Annotated in this window: 20 protein-coding genes; 1 reads left to right on the forward strand and 19 read right to left on the reverse strand. The window is 57.1% G+C overall.

The window, feature by feature from the left end; all coding sequences use genetic code 11:
• Nucleotides 1-3 precede the first annotated feature (3 nt).
• The 6 genes from menH to ACE38U_RS03230 all read right to left on the reverse strand — a co-directional run bounded on the left by menH (nucleotide 4) and on the right by ACE38U_RS03230 (nucleotide 5,649).
• Complete coding sequence (gene menH, locus ACE38U_RS03205; RefSeq protein ID WP_375529159.1) at nucleotides 4-777, reverse strand: 2-succinyl-6-hydroxy-2,4-cyclohexadiene-1-carboxylate synthase; 774 nt, start codon at nucleotides 775-777, stop codon at nucleotides 4-6.
• Nucleotides 774-2,444 carry a 2-succinyl-5-enolpyruvyl-6-hydroxy-3-cyclohexene-1-carboxylic-acid synthase gene (menD, locus tag ACE38U_RS03210; protein ID WP_375529160.1) on the reverse strand — a complete coding sequence of 557 codons (1,671 nt, stop codon included), beginning with the start codon at nucleotides 2,442-2,444 and terminating at the stop codon, nucleotides 774-776. The genes menH and menD overlap by 4 nt, the downstream gene beginning before the upstream one ends.
• Nucleotides 2,445-2,526: 82 nt before the next feature.
• Entirely contained in the window at nucleotides 2,527-3,828 is a 1,302-nt protein-coding gene (gene menF, locus ACE38U_RS03215) for an isochorismate synthase MenF (protein ID WP_375529161.1), read from the reverse strand.
• A 111-nt stretch (nucleotides 3,829-3,939) separates the two neighbouring features.
• The gene (gene elaB / locus ACE38U_RS03220) at nucleotides 3,940-4,236 is read right to left on the reverse strand and encodes a stress response protein ElaB (protein ID WP_038480901.1); all 297 of its coding nucleotides are present in this window, start codon (nucleotides 4,234-4,236) and stop codon (nucleotides 3,940-3,942) included.
• 68 nt (nucleotides 4,237-4,304) lie between these two features.
• Nucleotides 4,305-4,754 (reverse strand): GNAT family N-acetyltransferase, encoded by a 450-nt coding sequence (locus tag ACE38U_RS03225; protein WP_038480898.1) that lies wholly within the window; start codon nucleotides 4,752-4,754, stop codon nucleotides 4,305-4,307.
• Nucleotides 4,755-4,791: 37 nt separating this feature from the next.
• Complete coding sequence (locus ACE38U_RS03230; protein WP_375529162.1) at nucleotides 4,792-5,649, reverse strand: NmrA family NAD(P)-binding protein; 858 nt, start codon at nucleotides 5,647-5,649, stop codon at nucleotides 4,792-4,794.
• A gap of 113 nt (nucleotides 5,650-5,762) precedes the next feature.
• On the opposite strand from ACE38U_RS03230, the gene ACE38U_RS03235 reads away from it, so the two are divergent.
• The gene (locus tag ACE38U_RS03235) at nucleotides 5,763-6,665 is read left to right on the forward strand and encodes a LysR family transcriptional regulator (RefSeq protein WP_038480892.1); all 903 of its coding nucleotides are present in this window, start codon (nucleotides 5,763-5,765) and stop codon (nucleotides 6,663-6,665) included.
• Between the two features lie 55 nt (nucleotides 6,666-6,720).
• Here the strand turns inward: ACE38U_RS03235 and nuoN are convergent, their stop codons facing one another.
• The 13 genes from nuoN to nuoA form a co-directional block, all read right to left on the reverse strand.
• Nucleotides 6,721-8,178, reverse strand: coding sequence for an NADH-quinone oxidoreductase subunit NuoN (nuoN, locus tag ACE38U_RS03240; protein WP_038480890.1), 1,458 nt, complete (start codon nucleotides 8,176-8,178; stop codon nucleotides 6,721-6,723).
• A gap of 6 nt (nucleotides 8,179-8,184) precedes the next feature.
• Nucleotides 8,185-9,714, reverse strand: coding sequence for an NADH-quinone oxidoreductase subunit M (gene nuoM, locus ACE38U_RS03245; protein WP_038480887.1), 1,530 nt, complete (start codon nucleotides 9,712-9,714; stop codon nucleotides 8,185-8,187).
• Between the two features lie 120 nt (nucleotides 9,715-9,834).
• Entirely contained in the window at nucleotides 9,835-11,676 is a 1,842-nt protein-coding gene (nuoL, locus tag ACE38U_RS03250) for an NADH-quinone oxidoreductase subunit L (RefSeq protein ID WP_375529163.1), read from the reverse strand.
• Nucleotides 11,673-11,975, reverse strand: coding sequence for an NADH-quinone oxidoreductase subunit NuoK (nuoK, locus tag ACE38U_RS03255; protein ID WP_008459783.1), 303 nt, complete (start codon nucleotides 11,973-11,975; stop codon nucleotides 11,673-11,675). Before nuoK ends, nuoL begins: the two co-directional genes overlap by 4 nt.
• The gene (gene nuoJ, locus ACE38U_RS03260; protein WP_176981052.1) at nucleotides 11,972-12,529 is read right to left on the reverse strand and encodes an NADH-quinone oxidoreductase subunit J; all 558 of its coding nucleotides are present in this window, start codon (nucleotides 12,527-12,529) and stop codon (nucleotides 11,972-11,974) included. The genes nuoK and nuoJ overlap by 4 nt, the downstream gene beginning before the upstream one ends.
• 10 nt (nucleotides 12,530-12,539) lie before the next feature.
• Nucleotides 12,540-13,082 (reverse strand): NADH-quinone oxidoreductase subunit NuoI, encoded by a 543-nt coding sequence (nuoI, locus tag ACE38U_RS03265; protein WP_016537431.1) that lies wholly within the window; start codon nucleotides 13,080-13,082, stop codon nucleotides 12,540-12,542.
• A 14-nt stretch (nucleotides 13,083-13,096) separates the two neighbouring features.
• Nucleotides 13,097-14,074, reverse strand: coding sequence for an NADH-quinone oxidoreductase subunit NuoH (gene nuoH, locus ACE38U_RS03270; protein ID WP_038480872.1), 978 nt, complete (start codon nucleotides 14,072-14,074; stop codon nucleotides 13,097-13,099).
• Nucleotides 14,071-16,794, reverse strand: a complete 2,724-nt coding sequence (gene nuoG / locus ACE38U_RS03275; RefSeq protein ID WP_176981051.1) for an NADH-quinone oxidoreductase subunit NuoG — start codon at nucleotides 16,792-16,794, stop codon at nucleotides 14,071-14,073. The genes nuoH and nuoG overlap by 4 nt, the downstream gene beginning before the upstream one ends.
• Nucleotides 16,795-16,922: 128 nt before the next feature.
• The gene (nuoF, locus tag ACE38U_RS03280; RefSeq protein ID WP_038480868.1) at nucleotides 16,923-18,269 is read right to left on the reverse strand and encodes an NADH-quinone oxidoreductase subunit NuoF; all 1,347 of its coding nucleotides are present in this window, start codon (nucleotides 18,267-18,269) and stop codon (nucleotides 16,923-16,925) included.
• On the reverse strand, nucleotides 18,266-18,766 hold the full coding sequence (nuoE, locus tag ACE38U_RS03285; protein ID WP_008459776.1) for an NADH-quinone oxidoreductase subunit NuoE: 501 nt from the start codon (nucleotides 18,764-18,766) through the stop codon (nucleotides 18,266-18,268). Before nuoE ends, nuoF begins: the two co-directional genes overlap by 4 nt.
• Nucleotides 18,767-18,768: 2 nt before the next feature.
• On the reverse strand, nucleotides 18,769-20,580 hold the full coding sequence (gene nuoC / locus ACE38U_RS03290) for an NADH-quinone oxidoreductase subunit C/D (protein ID WP_144244065.1): 1,812 nt from the start codon (nucleotides 20,578-20,580) through the stop codon (nucleotides 18,769-18,771).
• 86 nt (nucleotides 20,581-20,666) lie between these two features.
• Complete coding sequence (nuoB, locus tag ACE38U_RS03295) at nucleotides 20,667-21,341, reverse strand: NADH-quinone oxidoreductase subunit NuoB (RefSeq protein WP_008459774.1); 675 nt, start codon at nucleotides 21,339-21,341, stop codon at nucleotides 20,667-20,669.
• 15 nt (nucleotides 21,342-21,356) lie between these two features.
• Nucleotides 21,357-21,803, reverse strand: a complete 447-nt coding sequence (nuoA, locus tag ACE38U_RS03300; protein ID WP_038480861.1) for an NADH-quinone oxidoreductase subunit NuoA — start codon at nucleotides 21,801-21,803, stop codon at nucleotides 21,357-21,359.
• Nucleotides 21,804-21,853: the final 50 nt, after the last annotated feature.

The following is a 21,853-nucleotide window of genomic DNA, read 5'->3' on the forward strand; positions in this document are numbered from 1 at the left end:
TCCTTACAGGTCATAGTGACGAAAGAGGGTCAGGAGCGCGGAACTAAACGCAGCGGGAGCTTCCCGATGTGCGTTATGCCCGGCGCCAGAAATCAGTGCCAGAGAGCAGCGAAGCTCTGCGGCAACGGCGCGAAACTTTTCGTCTCGCTCGCCGCATAAATAATGAAAAGGAACGGCTAGCCGGCTCAGCGGCTCACGTAAATCAGGCTGGGAGGCAAGCGAAGTCGCCCCAAGCATTCGGGCCAACGCCTGCGGATTGTTTTGCACACGCAGGGCAACTAATTCAGCGCGCTGCTCGCGGCTTAACGAACGGAAGACCGGCTGCTGGTACCAGTCGTTAAGCACGGCCTGAAAGTTTTCATGCATCAACCGCTGTGCCCAATGGGCATCGCTCAGCGCCCTCGCCTCGCGTTCTGCTTCGCCGTTTAAACCGGGATGGCCACCTTCAACAACCAGCCCACGCAGGCCCTTCGACTCTGGCCGACTGGCGTGATACATGGCGATTCGCCCGCCAAGTGAATAGCCGACGAGCCAATAGCTGTCGATGCCGTGATGTTTGAGGGTATTTCGTAACGCGCTATCGACCCCGGCAAAGTTCTGGACGCGGACGTCGGCCGAACCGCCGTGGCCGGGCAGATCTATCCTGAGCTGTGACCAGTCGGGAAAATGCGGCTCAAACTCCTGCCATTCCTGATGACTGCCAAGAAAACCGTGCAGCCAGACGATCCACGGCAGAGTTGAACGGTGGCCCAAATGCGACACGGCATGAAGGATCATGCCTGGCTAACCTGGGCCAGCAGGTGCTGGAGCGTTTGGGCCCCGGCGGTTTCCGGCACGGTGATTTCAATCACCGTTGCACCAGGGCGCAGCCAGGCCCGGCGAACGGCCTCTTCCAGCGCCTGCCAGTTTTCTGGGTTCTGATAACCCAGCCCAAACATGGCGGCGGCATGGGAGAAATTCACGTTTTGCGGCATACAATAAAAACGTTCGCGCTCTTCGGCAGGCGTTGGCAGAAGCGAGAAGATCTGGCCGCCGTTGTTGTTGACCACCAGCAGCACAAACGGCGCCGATGCGTGGCGCAACAATGCCAGCGCGTTAAGGTCATAAAGGGCAGAAATATCGCCGACTATTGCGAGCGTGGAGCGCGCCGTAGCACGCTGAACGCCTGCCGCAGTAGAAAGCAGGCCGTCAATACCGCTCGCGCCCCGGTTGCTGTAAACCGGGTAGCCCACCGGGAGCTGCGCGAAGGCGTCAACCAAGCGAACAATTAAACTGTTGCCCACAAACAGCTGGCCGCCTTCCGGCAGCAGCTGCGGCAGGCGCTGGGCAACCTGTGCCTCGCCAAATTCACCCGTGCCTTGCTCAACTTTTTCCAGCGTTTGCCAGGCAAGAGACGTTAGCTCTTCGGCCCAGGGAAGCCGTTTTTCAGCCGCATGTTTTTCCAGCCACGCTTCAACGTTGGCAACCAGACGGCGGCCACGATGGCTGGCAGGGTCAAGGCGTCCTGGCTGCTCATCGACCAGCCAGTACTCTTCCGGCCGACAGGCTGCCTGCCACTGAAGCACGCGTTTCCCGGTCAGGCTGCCGCCAAACTGAATGACTATTTGCGCCTGCTCCAGGCAGGCAACGGCCTGGCTATTGCTTAGCCACAGATCCGCACACGGCAGCGGCTGGCCGGTTTGCGAAAGCACATCACCGATAAGCGGCCAGCCGAGCATTTGTGCCCAGGCCGCAACCTGTTCGCCTTCGCTGGCTGAAAGCCGCCCGGCAACCACTACGCCCCGTTTTTGCCGCCAGAAGAACCAGTCTCTTTGCTTTAGCACGACATTTTCGTGGGCTTCACGCAGCCAGGGAGCGTTGCCTTCCCACCAGCTTTCCAGCCGGTTTTGCCAGTCAAGGCCGGTATCATCAGGCGCGCCGTAAAGCGGTTCGGCAAACGGGCAGTTGATGTGCAGTGCGCCACCGCTGAGCTGGCCGACGGCGCTGTCGACCGCAGACACCAGCCAGCTGGCGGGAATATCGGGAGTCGGGCGAGGCAGGTTAAGCGCAGCGGAAGGATGGGAGCTGAACAGCCCCGGCTGGCGAATCGCCTGGTTTGCGCCGCAGTCGATAAGCTCCGGCGGGCGGTCGGCCGTCAGTAAAATCAGTTTTTCGCCGGTCAGTCCGGCTTCTATCACGGCGGGATAAAGGTTGGCGACGGCGGTGCCGGAAGTGACGATGATCGCCACCGGCTCGCCGCTGGCTTTTGCCAGCCCGAGCGCCAGATGGCCAAGGCCGCGTTCATCAAAATGGGTGTGGCAAATGAAACTGCGGTTATCCGCCGCGCTGAGGGTCAGCGGCGTGGAGCGGGAGCCGGGCGCGATACACACGTGCCGTACCCCATGTCGGGTCAACGCTTCGAGTATGACACCCGCCCAGCGGCGGTTAAATGAGCTTATCGACATAATATTGTCCGCAGTCAATTTCGACTATTGATTATAAATACTATGGAAAGAGTTAAATTGATTTGCGTCGTGAATAGATTATTCAGTTGCCGCCGCCAACCAGCAGCGTCTTCAATCCAGCCGCTTTGTTTTCAATTTCCAGCCATTCTTCTGCGGCCACAGAGCCGGCGACGATGCCTGCCCCGGCATAAAGACGAACGCCGGTGTGGCTTACTTTCGCCGAGCGCAGCGCTACGCAGAACTCCGTTTGATGGCGGGACAGGTAGCCTGCCGAGCCTGCATACCATTCACGCTCAAAAGGCTCGTTCGCGGCAATAAATGCGCGGGCAAGTTCGCGCGGCAGGCCTGCCACCGCCGCGGTTGGCTGTAGCTGATGGAGGCAAAGCGCATCGTCCTGACGCTTGAGCTGCGTCCAGACGCAGCGGCGAAGATGCTGAACCTTGCGCAGCCGCATTACCTGCGGGGGCAGCACGTCCAGCGCGCCAACCGCATCCCGTAGCCGCTGGCAGATGTCTTCTACCACCAGCATATTTTCACGCTGGTTTTTGTCATCTTTTAGCAGCCAATGGCCTAGCTTCGCGGCCTGAGCGTCGTCGGCGTGGTTAGCCACCGTGCCCGCCAGCGCCTCGGTACGCAGCGCATCGTCGATTCTTCGCCACAGGCGCTCCGGGCTGGAGCCCAGAAACGCGTTTTTCGCATCGAACGCCATCAGAAAATGGTAGCAGTTCAGGTTCACCCTGCGGCTTGCGGCCATAAACCCTGCGGCAGAAACCGGAGAAGAAAACGCCAGGTCGGTAGCCCGAGCCAGCACGACTTTATCCAGTTCATCCTGGCTAATAGCGCTCACAACCTGGTCTACCAGGCGGTGCCATTCAGGCTGTTCCGGGAGATGGGTTTCCCCCAGGCATTTGAGGTTTAGCTGCGGGAGGAGTTTCGCCGGCAGAAGCTGTTCAATAAACGCCGCGGCGGCTAAAGCGTCCTGCTTCAGAGAGGTTTCGCTGTAGAGATGCAGCCAAAGATATGCCTCCCCGCCTACGCGTCGCCATTCCACACGCGAGAGAAACAGGAAACCGTGAGCCGGGTCGAAAGCATTTAGCCCCCAGACGCGCAGAAAAGGCTGTTCCGGGTGAGACTGTAAAAATGTCTGAGCTTCTTCCAGGGCAGAAAAACTCAGCAACGCGCCCAGCGCGGCAACCTCTTCGTTACCGCTGCGCTGCTGCCAGTAAAATTGAGGATAGAGCGATTGGGCAGTTAGCCAGGCGAGAGGATCGGAGGCGTCACTCAGCGTGACCGGCACGCACAGGCGCTGAAGGCCCGGCGCATCCGCAAATTCTCCTGCTAATTCCTGCTGCATTTGCTGCAGTGCTACGGCTACTGAATTCACGTTTACCTCACGCTCCGTAAAAACCCCTGATTATACGTGGTCGTTACAGCAAAAAAAAATCCTACCCAGGGGGTAAGATTCTTTATTTGCCGTTTGCAGGCGAAATCAACTTTATCGGCGGAGTAAAAGCCCAATCACCAGCCCTACCGCAGCGCCGATGCCAATGCCCTGCCAGGGTTTTTCGTGCACGTAATCATCAGCACGGTAAACCGCCTTTTTGGCGCGGTAATAGTAGTTGTCCGAAGCGTTGCTGATGCGTTCTTTCACGTCGTTCAGCGCCTGTTCCGCTTTCGCCTTTAGCTCAATGTATTTTTGGTCAGCCGGATCGCCGGAGGAACGAAGGACCTCTTCAAGCGTGTCGCTTAACAGCGCCAGGTCATCATCGAGACGAGATTCATACGGTTGCATACCTTTTCTCCGTGTTAAAAAAATTTCTCGTCCGCTAACTATAGACAACCTGAACGGGTTTCGCCTGGCTATCGATTAGCCATGCCAACGTGCGGGATGCCATCTTCGTCATACACTTCGGTGACCGGATGGAAACCAAACTGGGCATAAAACGCCTGCAAATGCGCCTGAGCACCCAGATAAATAGCCCTGTCAGGCCACTGACGCTGGCAGGCAGCAAGCGCCTGGGTCATGAGGTGCTGGCCAAGCTTTTCACCGCGGACGGATGCATCCACAATGACGCGGCCAATCACCACCGGCTCCAGTTCGTTGTCGCTTTTAAGAATGCGGGCATAGGCAATTAACTTGCCATCCCGCCAGCCGAGAATATGGCGGTTCTCTCCCACCAGATCCTCACCATCAACATCAAGATAAGCGCAGCGCTGCTCAACAATAAAGACTTCACAGCGCAGGGCCAGAAGGGCATAAAGATCGGTGGCGCTCAGCTCAGAATGGTGTAAATCCTGCCAGTTAAGCATTGAAAAACTCCTTTTGATTCAGGCGCCACCTGATGGGTTATTGATGACGCTCAAGCAACTGTTTTAGCACAGTTTCCAGAGGTGTGGCAGCTTTCACCGTTTCCCCGGCGAAATCGATCCAGCCTTCGTTGAAGCCGTCCAGCATTTGCATGCGCGGGAGCGGGTTTCTCATGCCCTGGGCCAGGAAATCCGCCGCCCAGTTTTCACGAGGCACCGCTTTCACCGTCACCGAACGCCCCAGAACCTGAGAGAACGCTTCGGCTGCCAGCTGTGGGCTGTAACGCTGCGGCCCTTCCAGCTCCACAATGCGGGTTCCTGGTTCTGGCTGAGTCAACAGTTCAGCAGCAAGCGCGGCGATATCCGTTGTCGCAATCATCGGGATAGCCCGCTCCAGCGGCTGCAGGTGGCTGTAGATAATCCCGGTATCTTTGGCGCTTTCCACATCCCAGAGAAAGTTCTCCATAAACCAGCCCGCGCGAAGGAACACGACGGAATCACAAACATCCGTGAGCTCTTTTTCCATCAATCCTAATGCGTTCAGCAGGTTTGGCTGAGTGGCCTGCGCTCCGATGGTTGAAAGGCAGACCACGTGTTGCGGACATGCCGCCTGCAGAGCCTGCTTTATTGCATTAATATTGGCGCGCGGCTCGGCAAAATCCCCCGACGGATCGAACACCGGCGGCAGCAGGATAAAGACCGCCTCGACCCCGGAAAACGCTTTTGCCAGCGCTTCACCCTCGTGCATTTCTGCCAGCGCAATGTCAGCACCCTGCTGCGCCCAGGGCTGCCCTTTAGCTTCTGTGCGAACCACAGCACGAATTTCATGCCCCTGAGCAAGCAAAGCTTTGCCCAGTGAACCACCAACCTGTCCGGTAATACCCGTAATTGCGAACATACTGTTTCTCCAGTTTCAAATCCCACCACAGGGTGTGGACGGCATTATGCGGATCCGGCTATGTTGTAACGATGGCACCATAGACAATTCACTGATGACTGCGGAGCACTAATATGATTTTCAACGATCGGGCATTTGACGGCCTGTCCGTGTTTACCGCCGTGGTAGAAAGCGGCACTTTTGCCGCCGCTGCCGAAGTGATCAATATGTCGCCGCCGGGGGTCAGCCGGGCGATTGCCAGGCTTGAGAAGCGCCTCGGCATCCGACTTTTTGACCGCACCACACGCGCGGTGTCATTGACGACAGAAGGCAAAGAGTTTTACCGCCAGGTCCTGCCGCTGCTGGCCGCGCTGGAGGACGTGACCAGTACCGCATCGCTCTCAACGAAGGCTATTACCGGCAGGCTCAGGGTGAATATCGATCCGTTCTTTTCCAGCCTGATTTTGGGGCCTCAACTGGAAACGTTTATGTCCCGCTACCCGGATCTCGAACTCGATCTGGTGACCAGAGATCGGCTGGGAGATATGATTGGCGACGGTTTCGATCTCGCGATCCGCTTTGGCGTACCGCGCAACAGCACGCTGATAGCGCGTAAGCTGCTGGAAACACGCATCATGACGGTTGCCGCTCCTGCTTACCTGGAGCGCTATGGCCGCCCCGAGACGCCGCAGGCATTGCTGTCGCACACCTGCATTCATTTCCGCGATCCGGAAACCGGCAGGCCGTTTGAGTGGGAGTTTCACCGCAAGGGAGAGGTAATTAAAGTACCGGTGAACGGGCGCCTGACGCTAAACGACGCCCGGACTCTGCATGAAGCCTGCCTCAGCGGCCATGCGATCGCCCAGATGATGACGTTCGGCTCCGACGAGTTGGTGAAAAAGGGACAACTGGTAGATTTATTTCCCGACTGGCCGGACGAGCGCTTCCCGCTTTATGCTTATTACCCTTCACGTATCAACCCCGCCGCACGAACCCGTTGTTTTCTGGATTTTATCCTCGAGCTGGCCAAAGGCTGAGCCCATAAAAAAACCGCCAGCAAGTGGCGGTTTTTGAACGGTTTTGTAAACCCGATTACATCAGCGGCTGCGCTAACTGCACCAGGCTAATAAGCGGCTGCGGATAAACACCCAGCAGCAGCACCAGCAGGGCAGAAATCAGCACCACCACGCCGCCCGCGGTCAACGCCCAGTTAGATGGGGTATCACGGTTAAGCTGCTGAGGTGCGCTCAGGTACAGGCTCACGGTCACGCGCAGATAGTAGTAAAGGCCGATGGCGCTGCCCAGTACCACTGCACCGGTCAGCCACCACAGGTGGGCCTGAACGCCGACTGCGATGATGTAGAACTTACCGATGAAGCCCAGGGTCATTGGAATACCCGCCAGGGAAAGCATCATCACGGTCATTACCGCAGAAAGCACCGGCTTGTGCCAGAACAGACCACGATAGGAGAACAGTGAGTCGGCATCCGGGCCACGGTACGGGCTGGACATCAGGCTAACCACGCCGAACGCCCCCAGGCTGCTGAACAGGTAAGCGGCCAGATAAACCCCTACCGCTTCCATCGACATATTGCCGGTTTGCAGCGCAATCAGCGCCACCAGCAGGTAACCGAGGTGTGCGATGGAAGAGTAGCCCAGCAGGCGCTTGATGTTGGACTGGTTCAGCGCCATCAGGTTACCGAAGAGGATGGAAGCGAAGGCGATAATACCCAGTACCACACGAACCGCTTCGCTGTTGCCCACCGGCGCGTAGAGGAACAGACGCATCACCACGCCAAAAATGGCGATTTTGCTGGCTGTCGCCAGGAAGGTGGAGACCGGGGCAGGAGCGCCCTGGTAAACGTCTGGGGTCCACAGGTGGAACGGCACCAGAGACAGCTTGAAGCCAAGACCGACAATCATCAGGCCCAGACCCGCCAGCAGCAGAGGTTCGTGCAGCATGTTGTCCGCCAGGCTCTTACCGAGGCTAACAAACGACAGGCTACCGGACTCGGCGTAAACCAGCGCCATACCGAACAGCAGGAAGGACGATGCCGCCGCTGACAGAATGGTGTACTTGATGCTTGCTTCCAAAGAACGCTTCTGGCGGAAGGCATAGCCGACCAGGCCGAACAGCGGCAGAGAGATCAGCTCAATGCCGAGGAACAGCGCCGCGAGGTGGTTCGCGTTAGCCAGCAGGATGCCGCCGAGGGCAGCAATCAGTACCAGCAGGTAGAACTCTTCGCGGTTGTCGGTGTAGCCTTGAAGCCACGGGTAAGCAAAGGTACAGGTCGCCAGGCTCGCCAGCAGCACCAGCCCGGTGTAGAGCATGGCGTAGCCGTCAACGCGCATCAGCGGGGTGACGTCCATCGCCCCTGCCTGACCGACAAACCACAGTGAAATCAGCGCGGCGTTAAGGCCGATAACCGACAGCGTAGCATTCAGAAAATGGTCGCGTCGCCACGCAATGGAGAGCATCACAACCACCACCGTCAATCCGACGATCAACAGCGGTAGCAGCGCGATCAAATGTTGAGGAGTTATTGTCATGGCGAATTACGGCCTTGTAGTAGAAAGTGAACTGGTAAACCACTGCTGAATATTGCTCATCGCAGAATGCGAAGTATCCAGAATCGGCTGCGGGAAGAAGCCCAGCAGGACTAACAGCACCACCAGCAACAGAATGATAAAGAACTCGCGCATGGACATGCCAGGCAGCTGTTTATCGCTGATTTCGCTCTTAGCTTTACCGAAGTAAGCGCGGTGCAACATCGCCAGGGAGTAAACGGAGGCGAAGACCAGACCGAAGGTTGAAATCACGGTAATGACCGGCACAACGTGGAAGCTGCCGAACAGAATCATGAATTCACCAACGAAGTTACCGGTCCCCGGCATCCCGAGGGTGGCAACAGCGAAGAACATCGACAGGCCCGGCAGCCATTTAATTTTGTTCCACAGACCGCCCATCATACGCATATCACGGGTGTGCAGACGCTCATAAAGCTGACCGCAGATGATGAACATACCCGCAGCAGACAGACCGTGGGCAATCATCTGAATCACCGCGCCCTGGTAAGCCAACTGGTTGCCGGTGTAGATAGCAATCAGCACGAAGCCCATGTGGGAAACGGAGGTATAAGCAATCAGGCGTTTAATGTCGGTCTGAGCAAAGGCCATCCACGCGCCGTAGAAGATGCCGATGACGCCCAGCCACATGGCGATTGGCGCGAACTCTGCGGACGCTTCAGGGAACAGCGGCAGAGAGAAGCGCAGCAGGCCGTAGGCTGCGGTTTTCAGCAAGATCCCCGCCAGGTCAACGGAACCTGCCGTTGGTGCCTGAGAGTGTGCATCCGGCAGCCAGCCGTGAAGCGGAACCACCGGCATTTTCACCGCGAAGGCGATAAAGAAGCCCAGCATCAGCAGCCATTGTACGCCGTGGGACATCGGTGTTTTCAGCAGCAGCTCGTAGTTGAAGGTCCACACGCCGGTCGCGTTGTAGTGCACAAACACCAGGCCAAGGATAGCTATCAGCATCACCAGGCCGCTCGCCTGGGTATAGATGAAGAACTTGGTTGCGGCGGTAATACGCGTCTTCCCGTCGGAGGCTTTGTGGCCCCACAGTGCAATCAGGAAGTACATCGGCACCAGCATCATTTCCCAGAAGAAGAAGAACAGGAACATGTCGATGGCAAGGAACACGCCGATAACGCCACCGAGGATCCACATCAGGTTGAGGTGGAAGAAGCCCTGATATTTTTCGATTTCATTCCAGGAACAAAGTACCGCCAGCACGCCGAGCAGGCCGGTCAGCACTACCATCAGCAGCGACAGACCGTCGAGCGCCAGGTGAATTTCAATGCCAAAACGTGGGATCCACGGCAGAACAAATTCTGACTGCCACTGCGGCAAACCCGCCGCCTGCGTCAGTGAGTAGCCACCCTGCAACCACAATTGCAGAGAGAGTGCCAGTGTCAGCCCCATGGTAATCAGCGCTATCCAGCGAGGCACTTTCACGCCGAAGCGTTCGGTCTGCCAGCAGAAGAAGCCGCCGATAAAGGGGATTAGTATTAGCCAGGGTAATAGCATGGCGTTTGAGTCCCTAAGTCAAAATAATTCTTAAACATCGCTCACTTCCCAGCGCCAGAGGAGGAATAAACCTCGCTCCGACCCTCTCTCATCAGAGAGAGGGGGATGGAAGAAATCCTGTTAACGCAGAACCAGCAGCAGGCCGAGTACCACAACGGCCCCGATGCTCATTGACGCAACATACCAGCGCAGGTAACCATTCTCGCTCACCAGCAGGCCGCGGCTAGCAAAGCGGGAAAGAATGGCTGGAATGTTCATCAGCGCATTCAGCGGGTCACGACGCAGCAGCCACGCAATGCCGAGGAACGGCTTGACGAAAATCATGTCGTACAGCCAGTCGAAGCCCCAGGCATTGAACCACCAGGTACCGAAGAAACGCCCCGGTGCGCTGTTCGCAAGCGACGTCACCAGAGTACGTTTGCCCAGCCACAGGAAGGCGGCAATCAGGATACCGGCAATGGCGACGACGCCGGAGATGATCTCCAGGGTCAGCACGCTGCCGTGCGCAAGTTCAGTGGTTTCCGGCAGGACGCCGCGCAGCGGTGGCACAATCATGGCGCCAACGAAGGTGGACAGTACCAGCAGAACAACCAGCGGCAGGTGGTGGGTAATCCCCTTCCCTGCGTGAGCGTGAATTTTTTCTTCGCCGTGGAACGTGATGAAAATCATGCGGAAGGTGTACAGCGAGGTCATGAACGCCCCGACCAGGCCCGCAACCATCAGGTTGATGTGGCCGTTCGCCATTGCACCGGCAAGAATCTCATCTTTACTGAAGAAGCCTGCGGTAATCAGCGGCAGAGCGGACAGCGCCGCGCCCCCGACCAGGAAGCAGACATACACCAGCGGAATGGACTTACGCAGGCCACCCATCTTGAAGATGTTTTGCTCGTGGTGGCACGCCAGAATCACCGAGCCGGATGACAGGAACAGCAGCGCTTTAAAGAACGCGTGGGTCATCAGGTGGAAGATTGCCGCATCCCAGGCCTGCACGCCCAGCGCCAGGAACATGTAGCCAATCTGGCTCATGGTGGAGTAAGCGAGTACGCGTTTGATGTCGGTCTGTACCAGCGCAGCAAAGCCTGCCAGCACCAGCGTAACGGCACCAACGATACCCACCAGATGCAGTATTTCCGGGGTCATCAGGAACAGGCCGTGGGTACGGGCAATCAGATAGACGCCCGCGGTTACCATGGTCGCCGCGTGAATCAGCGCAGAAACAGGGGTTGGACCCGCCATCGCATCCGCCAGCCATGTTTGCAGCGGAAGCTGTGCAGATTTACCGACCGCACCGCCCAGCAGCATCAGGGTTGCCCAGGTCAGCATCTGGTTACCAGCAGCAAAGTGCTGCGGCGCCAGCTCAACCATTTCGCGGAAGTTCAGCGTACCCAGCTCGTTGTAGAGAATGAACAGGCCAAAGGCCAGGAACACGTCCCCCACGCGGGTAACCACGAAAGCTTTCATAGCCGCCGCGTTGTTCTTCGGATCGGTGTAGTAGAAACCGATCAGCAGGTAAGAACAGAGGCCCACGCCTTCCCAGCCGAGATACATCAGCAGCAGGTTATCGGCGAGAACCAGAACCACCATGCTGGCGATGAACAGGTTGGTGTAGGCGAAGAAGCGGGAATAACCCTCTTCGCCGCGCATGTACCAGGAAGCGAACATGTGGATCAGGAAGCCGACGCCAGTAACCACGGAAAGCATGGTCAGGGACAGGCCGTCCAGCACCAGGTTGAAGCCGATGTTAAAGTCACCGACCGCCATCCAGGTCCACAGCGGCTGAGTAAACGCCTGCTGCCCGTTGTTAAAGAAATCAACCCCGGCAATAGCGGTGACAACCGCCGCCAGACCTACTGAGCCCATCCCGATGGTTGCGGACAGGTTTTCTGACCAGCGGCCGCGGGAGAATGCCAACAGTAAAAAGCCAATCAATGGCAGAACAATGGTTAACCAGAGAAGGTTCATCCACGCATCTCACTTACTGAATCGATATTCAGATTCTGGCGACGACGATGGAGCTGCAGTAACAGCGCGAGGCCAATACTGGCTTCGGCAGCAGCTAAGCTAATCGCGAGTATATACATCACCTGACCGTCAGCCTGGCCCCAGTAGCTGCCGGCAACCACGAAGGCCAGCGCGGCGGCGTTAATCATCACTTCCAGGCTGATCAGCATGAACAGCAGGTTGCGGCGGATGACCAGACCGGTCAGTCCCAGCACGAACAAAATGGCGGCGAGGATCAGTCCATGTTGCAGCGGGATCATACGTTCTCCTCCGTTTTTCTTCTCACGGCCATATCAGCAGGGCGATTGCTCAGCACCTCGCCGACACGGTCTTCACGACCCAGGTGGAACGCAACGACCAGGCCCGCCAGCAGCAGCATGGAGGCCAGCTCCACCGCCAGAACATAAGGCCCGAACAGCGCGATACCGACCTGCTTCGCATCGATGGAAGTACCATCAATACCCTGGTCGTTAACGGTGCGGATTGCGTAAATCAGAACCACCAACAGGATTGCAGACAGGATACCAGGCCCGATCCACAGCTGCGGCTTCAGCCATTCGCGCTCCTGCTGCTGAACCGCGTTACCGAGGTTAAGCATCATCACCACGAAGACGAACAGCACCATGATAGCCCCGGCGTAGACGATTATCTCCAGCGCACCGGCGAAGTAAGCCCCCAGGGAGAAAAACACCCCTGAGATCGCCAGCAGCGAGATGATCAGGTACAGCAGCGCATGCACCGGATTGGTGTGAGTAATCGTCCGAAGGGTCGTCAGGACGGCCACAATGGCGCAGATATAAAAAGCGAATTCCATTCCTGACTCCTTAAGGTAACAGGCCTTTGACGTCGATAGGCTTGGCTTCGTTTTCCGCTTCGCCCTTATCTTTGCCGTCGATTGCCATACCTGCCATCCGGTAGAAGTTATATTCCGGGTATTTGCCCGGACCGGAAATCAGCAGATCCTCTTTCTCGTACACCAGATCCTGGCGCTTGTACTCACCCAGCTCGAAGTCCGGGGTAAGCTGAATCGCGGTGGTCGGGCAGGCTTCTTCACACAGGCCGCAGAAGATGCAGCGAGAGAAGTTGATACGGAAGAACTCCGGATACCAACGACCGTCTTGCATCTCGGCTTTCTGCAGGGAAATACAGCCTACCGGGCAGGCTACCGCACACAGGTTACAGGCTACGCAGCGCTCTTCACCGTCCGGGTCGCGCGTCAGCACGATACGGCCACGGTAGCGCGGCGGCAGATACACTGGTTCTTCCGGATACATGCGGGTTTCGCGCTTGGCGAAAGCGTGCATGCCGATCATCCAGATACTGCGTACCTGGGTGCCGAAACCAACCACTAACTCTTTCAATGTCATGGTTTTTTCACCCCTTATGGTGCCTGGTAAAGAATGACCGCGGCGGTCACCAGCAAGTTGATAAGCGTCAGCGGGAGGCAAACTTTCCAGCCGAAGGACATCACCTGGTCATAACGCGGACGAGGCAGTGCGGCGCGAATCAAAATGAACATCATCATGAAGAACGCGGTTTTCAGCGCGAACCAGATGAACGGCGGTAACCACGGGCCATGCCAGCCACCAAAGAACAGCGTCACGATCAGCGCAGACACGGTGACGATGCCGATGTATTCCCCGACGAAGAACAGACCGAACTTCATACCGGAATATTCGATGTGATAACCATCGGCCAGTTCCTGCTCGGCTTCCGGTTGGTCAAACGGGTGACGGTGGCAAACCGCAACGCCGGCAATCGCGAAGGTCACGAAGCCGAAGAACTGCGGGATAACGTTCCACAGATTGGCCTGGTTGTTGACGATGTCGGCCATATTAAAGGAACCGGCCTGCGCCACCACGCCCATCAGGGAAAGCCCCAGGAACACTTCATAGCTCAGGGTCTGCGCGGAAGCACGCATCGCACCAAGCAGGGAGTATTTGTTGTTACTGGACCAGCCGGCGAACAGCACGGCGTAAACCGCCAGGCCCGCCAGCATCAGGAAGAACAGGATCCCGATGTTCAGATCCGCAACCACCCAGCTTGGGCTGACCGGCACAATGGCAAAGGCCAGCAGCAGCGAGGTGAACGCGATCATTGGCGCAAGAGTAAATATCACGCGGTCAGAGAACTTAGGGATCCAGTCCTCTTTAAAGAACATCTTGATCATGTCCGCAACCAGCTGGAGTGAACCACCCCAGCCTACGCGGTTCGGTCCATAGCGGTTCTGGAACAGACCGAGCAGACGGCGTTCGCCGAAGCTCATGAATGCCCCACAGGTCACCACGACCAGCAGAATGACAACCGCTTTGAGGATGCTCAGCAGAATGTCGATAACTTCCGGTGTCAGCCAGCTCATTGCGCAGCCTCCTGCAGATTTTCAAGACGAGCACCGGCAAGCACTGGCGCAATCCCCGGCATCCCCATCGGCAGACCTACCTGCCCTGCAACCAAACCTTCGGACAGCTGCAGCGGCAGACTCAGCGTCTGGCCTTCGTAGCTGAAGGAGATCAGGCTCCCGGCGTTAACGCCAAGCTTCGCGGCATCGGCCGGGTTCAGCTTGATGTATGGCTCAACCATACGCTTCTGGAACACCGGAGAACGCTGGGACATCTCGTCGCTACCAAACAGGTGGTAGTACGGTGCGATGCGCCATTTGCCCTCTTCCGCGTGGAAGGTATCCGGCACGGAAGTGAAGTAATCCAGACCCGTTTCAGAGGCTTCAATCAGGCGTACGCCCGGATCGCCGTGACGCAGATGGCCGCCCACTTCAGCCTGGAATTTGTTCCATGCCTGCGGGGAGTTCCAGCCTGGAGCCCAGGCAAACGGAATCTGCTGACGGTCGGCCAGCGGGCTGTTGTTCCCTTCCATAGAGAAGGCGAACATCGTGTCTTTATCCTGTGGCTGACGCGGTTCATGCACGCTGATGTTGGCGCGCATGGCGGTACGTCCGCTCGAACGGATAGGAGAACGAGACAGCTTCTGGCCTTTGATACGGAAGGAAGCATCAGGCGCGGCTTCTTTGATACCGGCCATCTGAGGCAATGCCTTCACGCAGGCGTCGATCACGTGGTCTAGCTGCGTCCAGTCAACGTCGCGGCTCTGCACGGTGCTGTGCAGCGAGTGCAGCCAGCGCCAGCTTTCGAACATCGTTACGCTGGTGTCGTAGTAAGCCGGGTCATAAACCTGGAAGAAGCGCTGGGCGCGACCTTCGTTGTTAATGACCGTACCGTCGCTTTCCGCGAAGCTCGCCGCGGACAGGACCAGATGGGCTTTGTCCATGATGTCCGTACGCTGATGGTCGATAACCATCACCAGAGGAGCTTTGCTCAGCGCAGCATCTACGCGGGCGGCTGAAGCATGGCGATGCAGATCGTTTTCCAGCACCACTACCGCATCGGCAGCACCGCTTTCCAGCTCGCTCAGGGCTTCTTCCAGAGAACCGCCGCCAATCATGCCGAGGCCAACGCTGTTAACCGCACGGGCAATCATGGTTACGCCGACATCCGCACCGCGGCCTTTCAGCGCTTTAGCCACGTTGGCCGCAGCCTGAATTACCGCTTCGCTACCGGCGTTAGTCCCGGAAACAATCAGCGGCTTCTTCGCGCCGGCCAGGGCTTGAACGATGACGTCGACTTTATTCTTCAGGTCGCGGTCCAGCTCAACGGCCGGAGAGTTGCTGTCCAGCGCATTGGCAATCGCAAAACCAAGACGAGCCTGATCTTCAACCGGCGCGCGGTAAGTCCATGCGGCGATATCATCCAGGCGGGTGCTGTCCACGTTGGTGACAAACAGCGGGTGCTTAGCGTTCTGACCGATGTTCAGGATTGCGGCTATCTGCCAGTCAGCAACTTTCTGTGCCGCCGCCATTTCACGCGCCTTCCCTTTTACCGCCTGGCGAATGGCCAGTGCAGCACGAGCGCCGGTCTGGGTAACATCTTCGCCCAGAATCAGCACCGCATCATAAGATTCGATTTCACGCAGAGCAGGAGTATGAACGCCGCTTTCACGCAGCACTTTCAGCATCAGCTGCAGGCGAGCCTGCTCACCGGCCGCAATGCCCGTGTAGAAGTTGTCGGCCCCAACCAGCTCACGCAGAGCGAAGTTGCTTTCCACGCTCGCACGCGGAGAACCGATGCCGATCACTTTCTTCGACTGACGCAGGATATCCGCAGCGCCCTGCATCGCCTGCTCGGCGTTCAGGGTAATGAGGTCATCGCCACGGCGCTGAATAGGGTGACGCGGACGGTCCTTCAGGTTGACGTAACCGTAACCGAAGCGGCCGCGGTCACACAGGAAGTAGTGGTTCACGGTGCCGTTGTAGCGGTTTTCGATACGACGCAGCTCACCGTAACGTTCACCCGGGCTGGTGTTACAGCCCAGCGAGCACTGCTGACAGATGCTCGGTGCGAACTGCATATCCCATTTACGGTTGTAGCGCTCGGAGTGCGTTTTGTCGGTGAATACACCGGTCGGGCAAATTTCTACCAGGTTACCGGAGAACTCGCTTTCCAGCGTGCCGTCTTCCGGGCGACCGAAGTAGACGTTGTCGTGCGCGCCGTAAACGCCCAGATCTTTACCGTCAGCGTAGTCTTTGTAGTAACGCACGCAGCGGTAACAGGCGATACAGCGGTTCATTTCGTGAGAGATGAACGGACCGAGATCCTGGTTGCGGTGAGTACGCTTGGTAAAGCGATAGCGACGGAAGCTATGACCGGTCATGACGGTCATATCCTGCAGGTGGCAGTTACCGCCCTCTTCACAGACCGGACAGTCGTGCGGGTGGTTAGTCATCAACCACTCCACAACGCTTTCACGGAACTGTTTCGCTTCGCCATCATCAATAGAGATGAAGGTCCCGTCGGAGGCCGGTGTCATACAGGACATCACCAGGCGCCCACGGGTGTCTTCCGCGTTCTGATATTGCTTCACCGCACACTGGCGGCAAGCACCGACGCTGCCCAGCGCCGGATGCCAGCAAAAATAAGGAATATCAAGACCGAGGGAGAGACAAGCTTCTAGCAAGTTGTCTGCCCCATTGACCTCGTATTCTTTGCCGTCTACATGAATCGTAGCCATAGTCAGCATGCTTCCAGTTGGCCTGAATAACTTCAGGCGTTAATCAAAAATTCTTGTGCAATGCACCCTCACCCGATTTCGCTTTCTCCCTCGCCCCTTAGGGGAGAGGGCCGGGGTGGGGGGCGATATCACCAGCGCGTTTTTAACAGGTTCGGCTGAATGCCATTAATGGCACGCAGATTCCCGTAATCCTGTTTGGCAATGCCTGCTTCGAATTCGTCGCGGAAATATTTAATCGCACTCTGCAATGGCTCTACGGCACCCGGCGCGTGGGCACAGAAGGTTTTACCCGGTCCCAGGTGGCGGCACAGCTGCTCGAGGGTTTCGATATCCCCCGGCTGCCCTTCGCCACGCTCCAGCGCGCGCAGAATTTTTACGCTCCACGGCAGACCATCGCGGCACGGTGTACACCAGCCGCAGGATTCACGGGCAAAGAACTCTTCCAGGTTACGCACCAGCGGCACCATACCGATTTCATGGTCAACCGCCATTGCCAGCGCCGTACCGAGACGGCTGCCTGCTTTACCAATACTTTCAAACTCCATCGGCAGATCGAGGTGCGCTTCCGTCAGGAAGTCTGTCCCCGCGCCACCCGGCTGCCAGGCTTTAAACTTCAGGCCATCACGCATGCCGCCGGCGTATTCTTCCAGGATCTCGCGGGCGGTTGTCCCGAAAGGTAATTCCCAGACGCCAGGGTTTTTAACGCGGCCGGAGAAGCCCATCAGCTTGGTACCGGCATCTTTACTCATGCCGCCACCAATGCCCTGGTACCACTCAACGCCGTTAGCCAGAATCGCAGGCACGTTACACAGGGTTTCGACGTTGTTTACACAGGTCGGTTTACCCCATACGCCGCTTGATGCCGGGAACGGTGGCTTAGAACGAGGGTTCGCACGGCGACCTTCGAGGGAGTTAATCAGCGCAGTTTCTTCACCGCAGATATAACGCCCTGCCCCGGTGTGCACGATAAGCTCGAAGTCGAACCCGGAACCCAGAATATTTTTGCCAAGCAGGCCCGCTTCGGTGGCTTCAGCGATTGCGCGGCGCAAATGAACGGCCGCTTCAATGTACTCACCGCGCAGGAAGATGTAGCCACGGTAAGCCTTAAGCGCAAAGGCGGAGATCAGCATGCCTTCCACCAGCAGGTGCGGCAGTTGCTCCATCAGCAGGCGGTCTTTATAGGTGCCCGGCTCCATTTCATCGGCGTTACACAGCAGGTAACGGATGTTCATGGACTCGTCTTTTGGCATCAGGCTCCACTTCAAACCGGTGGAAAAACCCGCGCCGCCGCGCCCTTTCAGGCCGGCGTCTTTTACCGCATTAACGATTTCATCCGGTGCCATGGCGGTCAGCGCCTTACGCGCGCCTTCATAGCCGTTTTTGCTGCGGTATTCGTCGAGCCAGACAGGCTGTTTGTCATCACGCAGACGCCAGGTCAGCGGATGCGTTTCGGCAGTACGAATAATCGTCTTCATTTATACTGCTCCAGCAAGTCAGGGATGGCTTCCGGCGTCAGATGGCTGTGAGTGTCCTCATCAATCATCATGGTCGGCCCCTTGTCGCAGTTGCCCAGACAGCAGGTTGGCAGCAGGGTGAAGCGACCGTCAAACGTGGTCTGGCCCGGTTTGATGTTCAGTTTGGCTTCAATCGCCGACTGAATACCCTGGTAGCCGGTGATATGGCACACCACGCTGTCGCAGTAGCGAATCACGTGACGGCCGACCGGCTGGCGGAAGATTTGGCTATAGAATGTCGCCACGCCTTCTACGTCGCTTGCCGGAATACCCAGCACGTCAGCGATAGCGTAAATAGCACCATCCGGCACCCAGCCGCGCTGTTTCTGAACGATTTTCAGCGCTTCGATAGAGGCCGCACGGGCATCTTCGTAATGGTGTTTTTCGTGCTCAATCGCCTCACGCTCTGCCGCACTCAGCTCAAAAGCCTCAGCCTGGTTTTGTTGGTTATCGTGCATAGTTAGCGATCCACATCAGACATTACAAAATCGATACTACCCAGATAGACAATCAGGTCTGAAACCAGGCTGCCTCGGATCGCCGCCGGAATTTGCTGCAGGTGCGCAAAGCTCGGGGTACGAATACGGGTACGGTAGCTCATGGTGCTAGCGTCACTGGTCAGGTAGTAACTGTTAATCCCTTTCGTTGCCTCAATCATCTGGAAGGATTCGTTGGCTGGCATAACCGGGCCCCACGAAACCTGCAGGAAGTGAGTGATCAGGGTTTCGATATGCTGCAGCGTGCGCTCTTTCGGCGGCGGCGTGGTCAGCGGGTGATCCGCTTTGAACGGGCCGGCTGGCATATTTTTCAGGCACTGCTCAAGAATGCGCAGGCTCTGGCGAAGCTCTTCAACTTTCAGCATGACGCGGGTATAGCAGTCGCTGATGCCACCGCCGACCGGCACTTCGAAGTCGAAGTTCTGGTAGCCAGAGTAAGGACGAGCCTTACGCACGTCGAAGTCGATACCGGTGGCACGCAGGCCAGCACCGGTGGTGCCCCACTCCAGCGCTTCTTTCGCGGTATAGGCAGCAACGCCCTGAGAACGGCCCTTCAGAATGGTGTTGCGCAGCGCGGCTTTCTCATAGGAATCCAGGCGCTTCGGCATCCACTCGAGGAACTCTTTCAGCAGACGCTCCCAGCCCTTCGGCAGGTCGTGTGCAACGCCGCCGATACGGAACCAGGCCGGGTGCATACGGAAACCGGTAATCGCTTCCACCAGATCGTAGATTTTCTGACGATCGGTAAAGGCGAAGAACACCGGGGTCATGGCGCCGACGTCCTGAATAAAGGTAGAGATGTACAGCAGGTGGCTGTTGATGCGGAAAAGCTCGGAGAGCATAACGCGGATAACTTCAACGCGTTCCGGCACCACAATGCCGGCCAGCTTTTCTACCGCCAGCACGTAAGGCATTTCGTTGACGCAGCCGCCGAGGTATTCGATACGGTCGGTATACGGAATGTAGCTGTGCCAGGACTGACGCTCACCCATTTTCTCTGCGCCACGGTGGTGGTAGCCGATATCCGGCACGCAGTCGACGATCTCTTCGCCGTCCAGCTGCAGGATGATACGGAAAGCACCGTGTGCGGAGGGGTGGTTTGGCCCCAGGTTCAGGAACATGAAGTCTTCATGCTCGCTGCTGCGCTTCATGCCCCACTCTTCAGGCTTGAAGGTCAGCGCTTCCATTTCCAGATCTTCTTTCTGTTTAGTCAGGATAAACGGATCGAATTCGGTGGCGCGCGCCGGGTAGTCTTTACGCAGCGGGTGGCCTTCCCAGGTCGGCGGCATCATGATGCGCGTCAGGTGCGGGTGGCCGTTGAAGGTGATGCCAAACATCTCCCATGTTTCACGCTCGTACCAGTTGGCGTTCGGGAAGATTTTCGTCAGCGTCGGCAGGTTCAGATCGTTTTCAGATAACGCCACCTTGAGCATGATGTCGCGATTGCGTTCAATGGACATCAGGTGGTAGAAAACGGAAAAATCCGCAGCCGGTAAACCGTTGCGGTGTGTGCGTAGACGCTCATCCATGCCATGCAGGTCGAACAGCATAACGTAGGGTTTTGGTGATTTCTTAAGGAAATCGACCACTTCCAGTAACTGTTCGCGCTTAACCCAGACTACGGGTACCCCGGTGCGGGTTGGCTGAACGGTGAAGGCATCCGGCCCAAAACGGTTACGCAATTCGCCAATGACCGGATCATCCAGGTGATCCCTTGTCTGCCAGGCTGGCATAGCGGCGTCTTGCGCGGTTAAATCGGTCATAGTTCTCACCATTGCAAATGGTTCTGTGGTGACTGCGTTCAGTGCCTTTGCTTTTATAGTATTGATATACAAAGACGCTCACTGACCGCAGGCGCTAATTAAATCTCGTCTGGCGTCCGCAGGTTAGTGACGGCAATACGTTCGCCGCGCTTACGCTCGCGCTCGGACTGCATGTTGGCGCGGTAAACACCCTGATCGCCAACAACCCACGATAGCGGGCGACGCTCTTTACCGATCGATTCCTGCAACAGCATCAGCGCCTGCATGTACGCTTCCGGGCGCGGTGGACAGCCAGGAATGTAAACATCAACCGGGATAAATTTGTCGACGCCCTGAACAACAGAATAGATGTCGTACATGCCGCCAGAGTTCGCGCAGGCACCCATGGAAATAACCCATTTAGGTTCGAGCATCTGATCGTAAAGGCGCTGGATTACCGGAGCCATTTTGGTGAAGCAGGTACCGGCCACCACCATCAGGTCAGCCTGACGAGGAGAAGCACGTAAAACTTCTGCACCGAAACGCGCCACGTCATGCACAGCGGTAAACGACGTCACCATCTCTACGTAGCAGCAGGAAAGGCCAAAGTTGTATGGCCAGATTGAGTTTTTACGACCCCAGTTCACCACATCGTGCATGGCATGCTCAAGCTTGCCCATGTAAACGCTGCGGTTAATCTCTTGTTCGAGGGGATCGGTTACGATCTCCTGCTTTTGCAGGGGATAACGGTCATTCTCACCGTTGGGGTCTATGCGGGTGAGCGTATAGTCCATCTTATTGCCTCGCTGTTACTGCGTATGACGGTTAGTGAGACTGTCGGTTTCCGGGTTCATTTTCTCACGACGCGAACGCGCAGGAGTCCAATCCAGCGCACCGATGCGCACCAGATAAACCAGACCAGCCAGTAACACTAAAATGAAAATTGCGGCCTCGACGAAGCCAATCCAGCCGCTTTCACGGATAGAAGTTGACCACGCGTAGAGATACAAGGCTTCCACGTCAAAGATAACGAAGAACATGGCGACCAGGTAAAACTTGGCGGAGAGACGAAGACGTGCCGTACCAACGGAGTCGATACCCGACTCGAAGGGGGTGTTTTTGTGCCGTGCCTTAGCTCTTCCGCCAAGGAACCAGCCCCCGACAAGCATCAGACAGCACAGGCCAACGGCGACAATAAGAAAGACAGCGAACGCCCAGTGATGAGCGATAACTTCAGTGGATGTTGACATACTCATTGCTTACTCATCAAAAGTGGCGCCAAAGTCTCTGCTCTTGTTGGCAGATG

It is taken from the genome of Cedecea selenatireducens, from assembly GCF_042138895.1.
Taxonomy (GTDB): Bacteria; Pseudomonadota; Gammaproteobacteria; order Enterobacterales; family Enterobacteriaceae; genus Cedecea; species Cedecea selenatireducens.

Excerpts from the sequence above, each read along its gene's own strand:
- ACE38U_RS03225 (WP_038480898.1), bottom strand. The coding sequence starts at position 4,754 with ATGCTTAACTGGCAGGATTTACACCATTCTGAGCTGAGCGCCACCGAT.
- nuoC (WP_144244065.1), bottom strand. The coding sequence starts at position 20,580 with ATGGTGAGAACTATGACCGATTTAACCGCGCAAGACGCCGCTATGCCA.
- nuoA (WP_038480861.1), bottom strand. The coding sequence starts at position 21,803 with ATGAGTATGTCAACATCCACTGAAGTTATCGCTCATCACTGGGCGTTC.
- ACE38U_RS03230 (WP_375529162.1), bottom strand. The coding sequence starts at position 5,649 with ATGTTCGCAATTACGGGTATTACCGGACAGGTTGGTGGTTCACTGGGC.
- nuoK (WP_008459783.1), bottom strand. The coding sequence starts at position 11,975 with ATGATCCCGCTGCAACATGGACTGATCCTCGCCGCCATTTTGTTCGTG.
- menH (WP_375529159.1), bottom strand. The coding sequence starts at position 777 with ATGATCCTTCATGCCGTGTCGCATTTGGGCCACCGTTCAACTCTGCCG.
- nuoF (WP_038480868.1), bottom strand. The coding sequence starts at position 18,269 with ATGAAGACGATTATTCGTACTGCCGAAACGCATCCGCTGACCTGGCGT.
- nuoM (WP_038480887.1), bottom strand. The coding sequence starts at position 9,714 with ATGCTATTACCCTGGCTAATACTAATCCCCTTTATCGGCGGCTTCTTC.
- nuoI (WP_016537431.1), bottom strand. The coding sequence starts at position 13,082 with ATGACATTGAAAGAGTTAGTGGTTGGTTTCGGCACCCAGGTACGCAGT.
- nuoG (WP_176981051.1), bottom strand. The coding sequence starts at position 16,794 with ATGGCTACGATTCATGTAGACGGCAAAGAATACGAGGTCAATGGGGCA.
- nuoB (WP_008459774.1), bottom strand. The coding sequence starts at position 21,341 with ATGGACTATACGCTCACCCGCATAGACCCCAACGGTGAGAATGACCGT.
- menD (WP_375529160.1), bottom strand. The coding sequence starts at position 2,444 with ATGTCGATAAGCTCATTTAACCGCCGCTGGGCGGGTGTCATACTCGAA.
- nuoL (WP_375529163.1), bottom strand. The coding sequence starts at position 11,676 with ATGAACCTTCTCTGGTTAACCATTGTTCTGCCATTGATTGGCTTTTTA.
- ACE38U_RS03235 (WP_038480892.1), top strand. The coding sequence starts at position 5,763 with ATGATTTTCAACGATCGGGCATTTGACGGCCTGTCCGTGTTTACCGCC.
- elaB (WP_038480901.1), bottom strand. The coding sequence starts at position 4,236 with ATGCAACCGTATGAATCTCGTCTCGATGATGACCTGGCGCTGTTAAGC.
- nuoE (WP_008459776.1), bottom strand. The coding sequence starts at position 18,766 with ATGCACGATAACCAACAAAACCAGGCTGAGGCTTTTGAGCTGAGTGCG.
- nuoN (WP_038480890.1), bottom strand. The coding sequence starts at position 8,178 with ATGACAATAACTCCTCAACATTTGATCGCGCTGCTACCGCTGTTGATC.
- nuoH (WP_038480872.1), bottom strand. The coding sequence starts at position 14,074 with ATGAGCTGGCTGACACCGGAAGTTATCGACATTCTGCTGAGCATCCTC.
- nuoJ (WP_176981052.1), bottom strand. The coding sequence starts at position 12,529 with ATGGAATTCGCTTTTTATATCTGCGCCATTGTGGCCGTCCTGACGACC.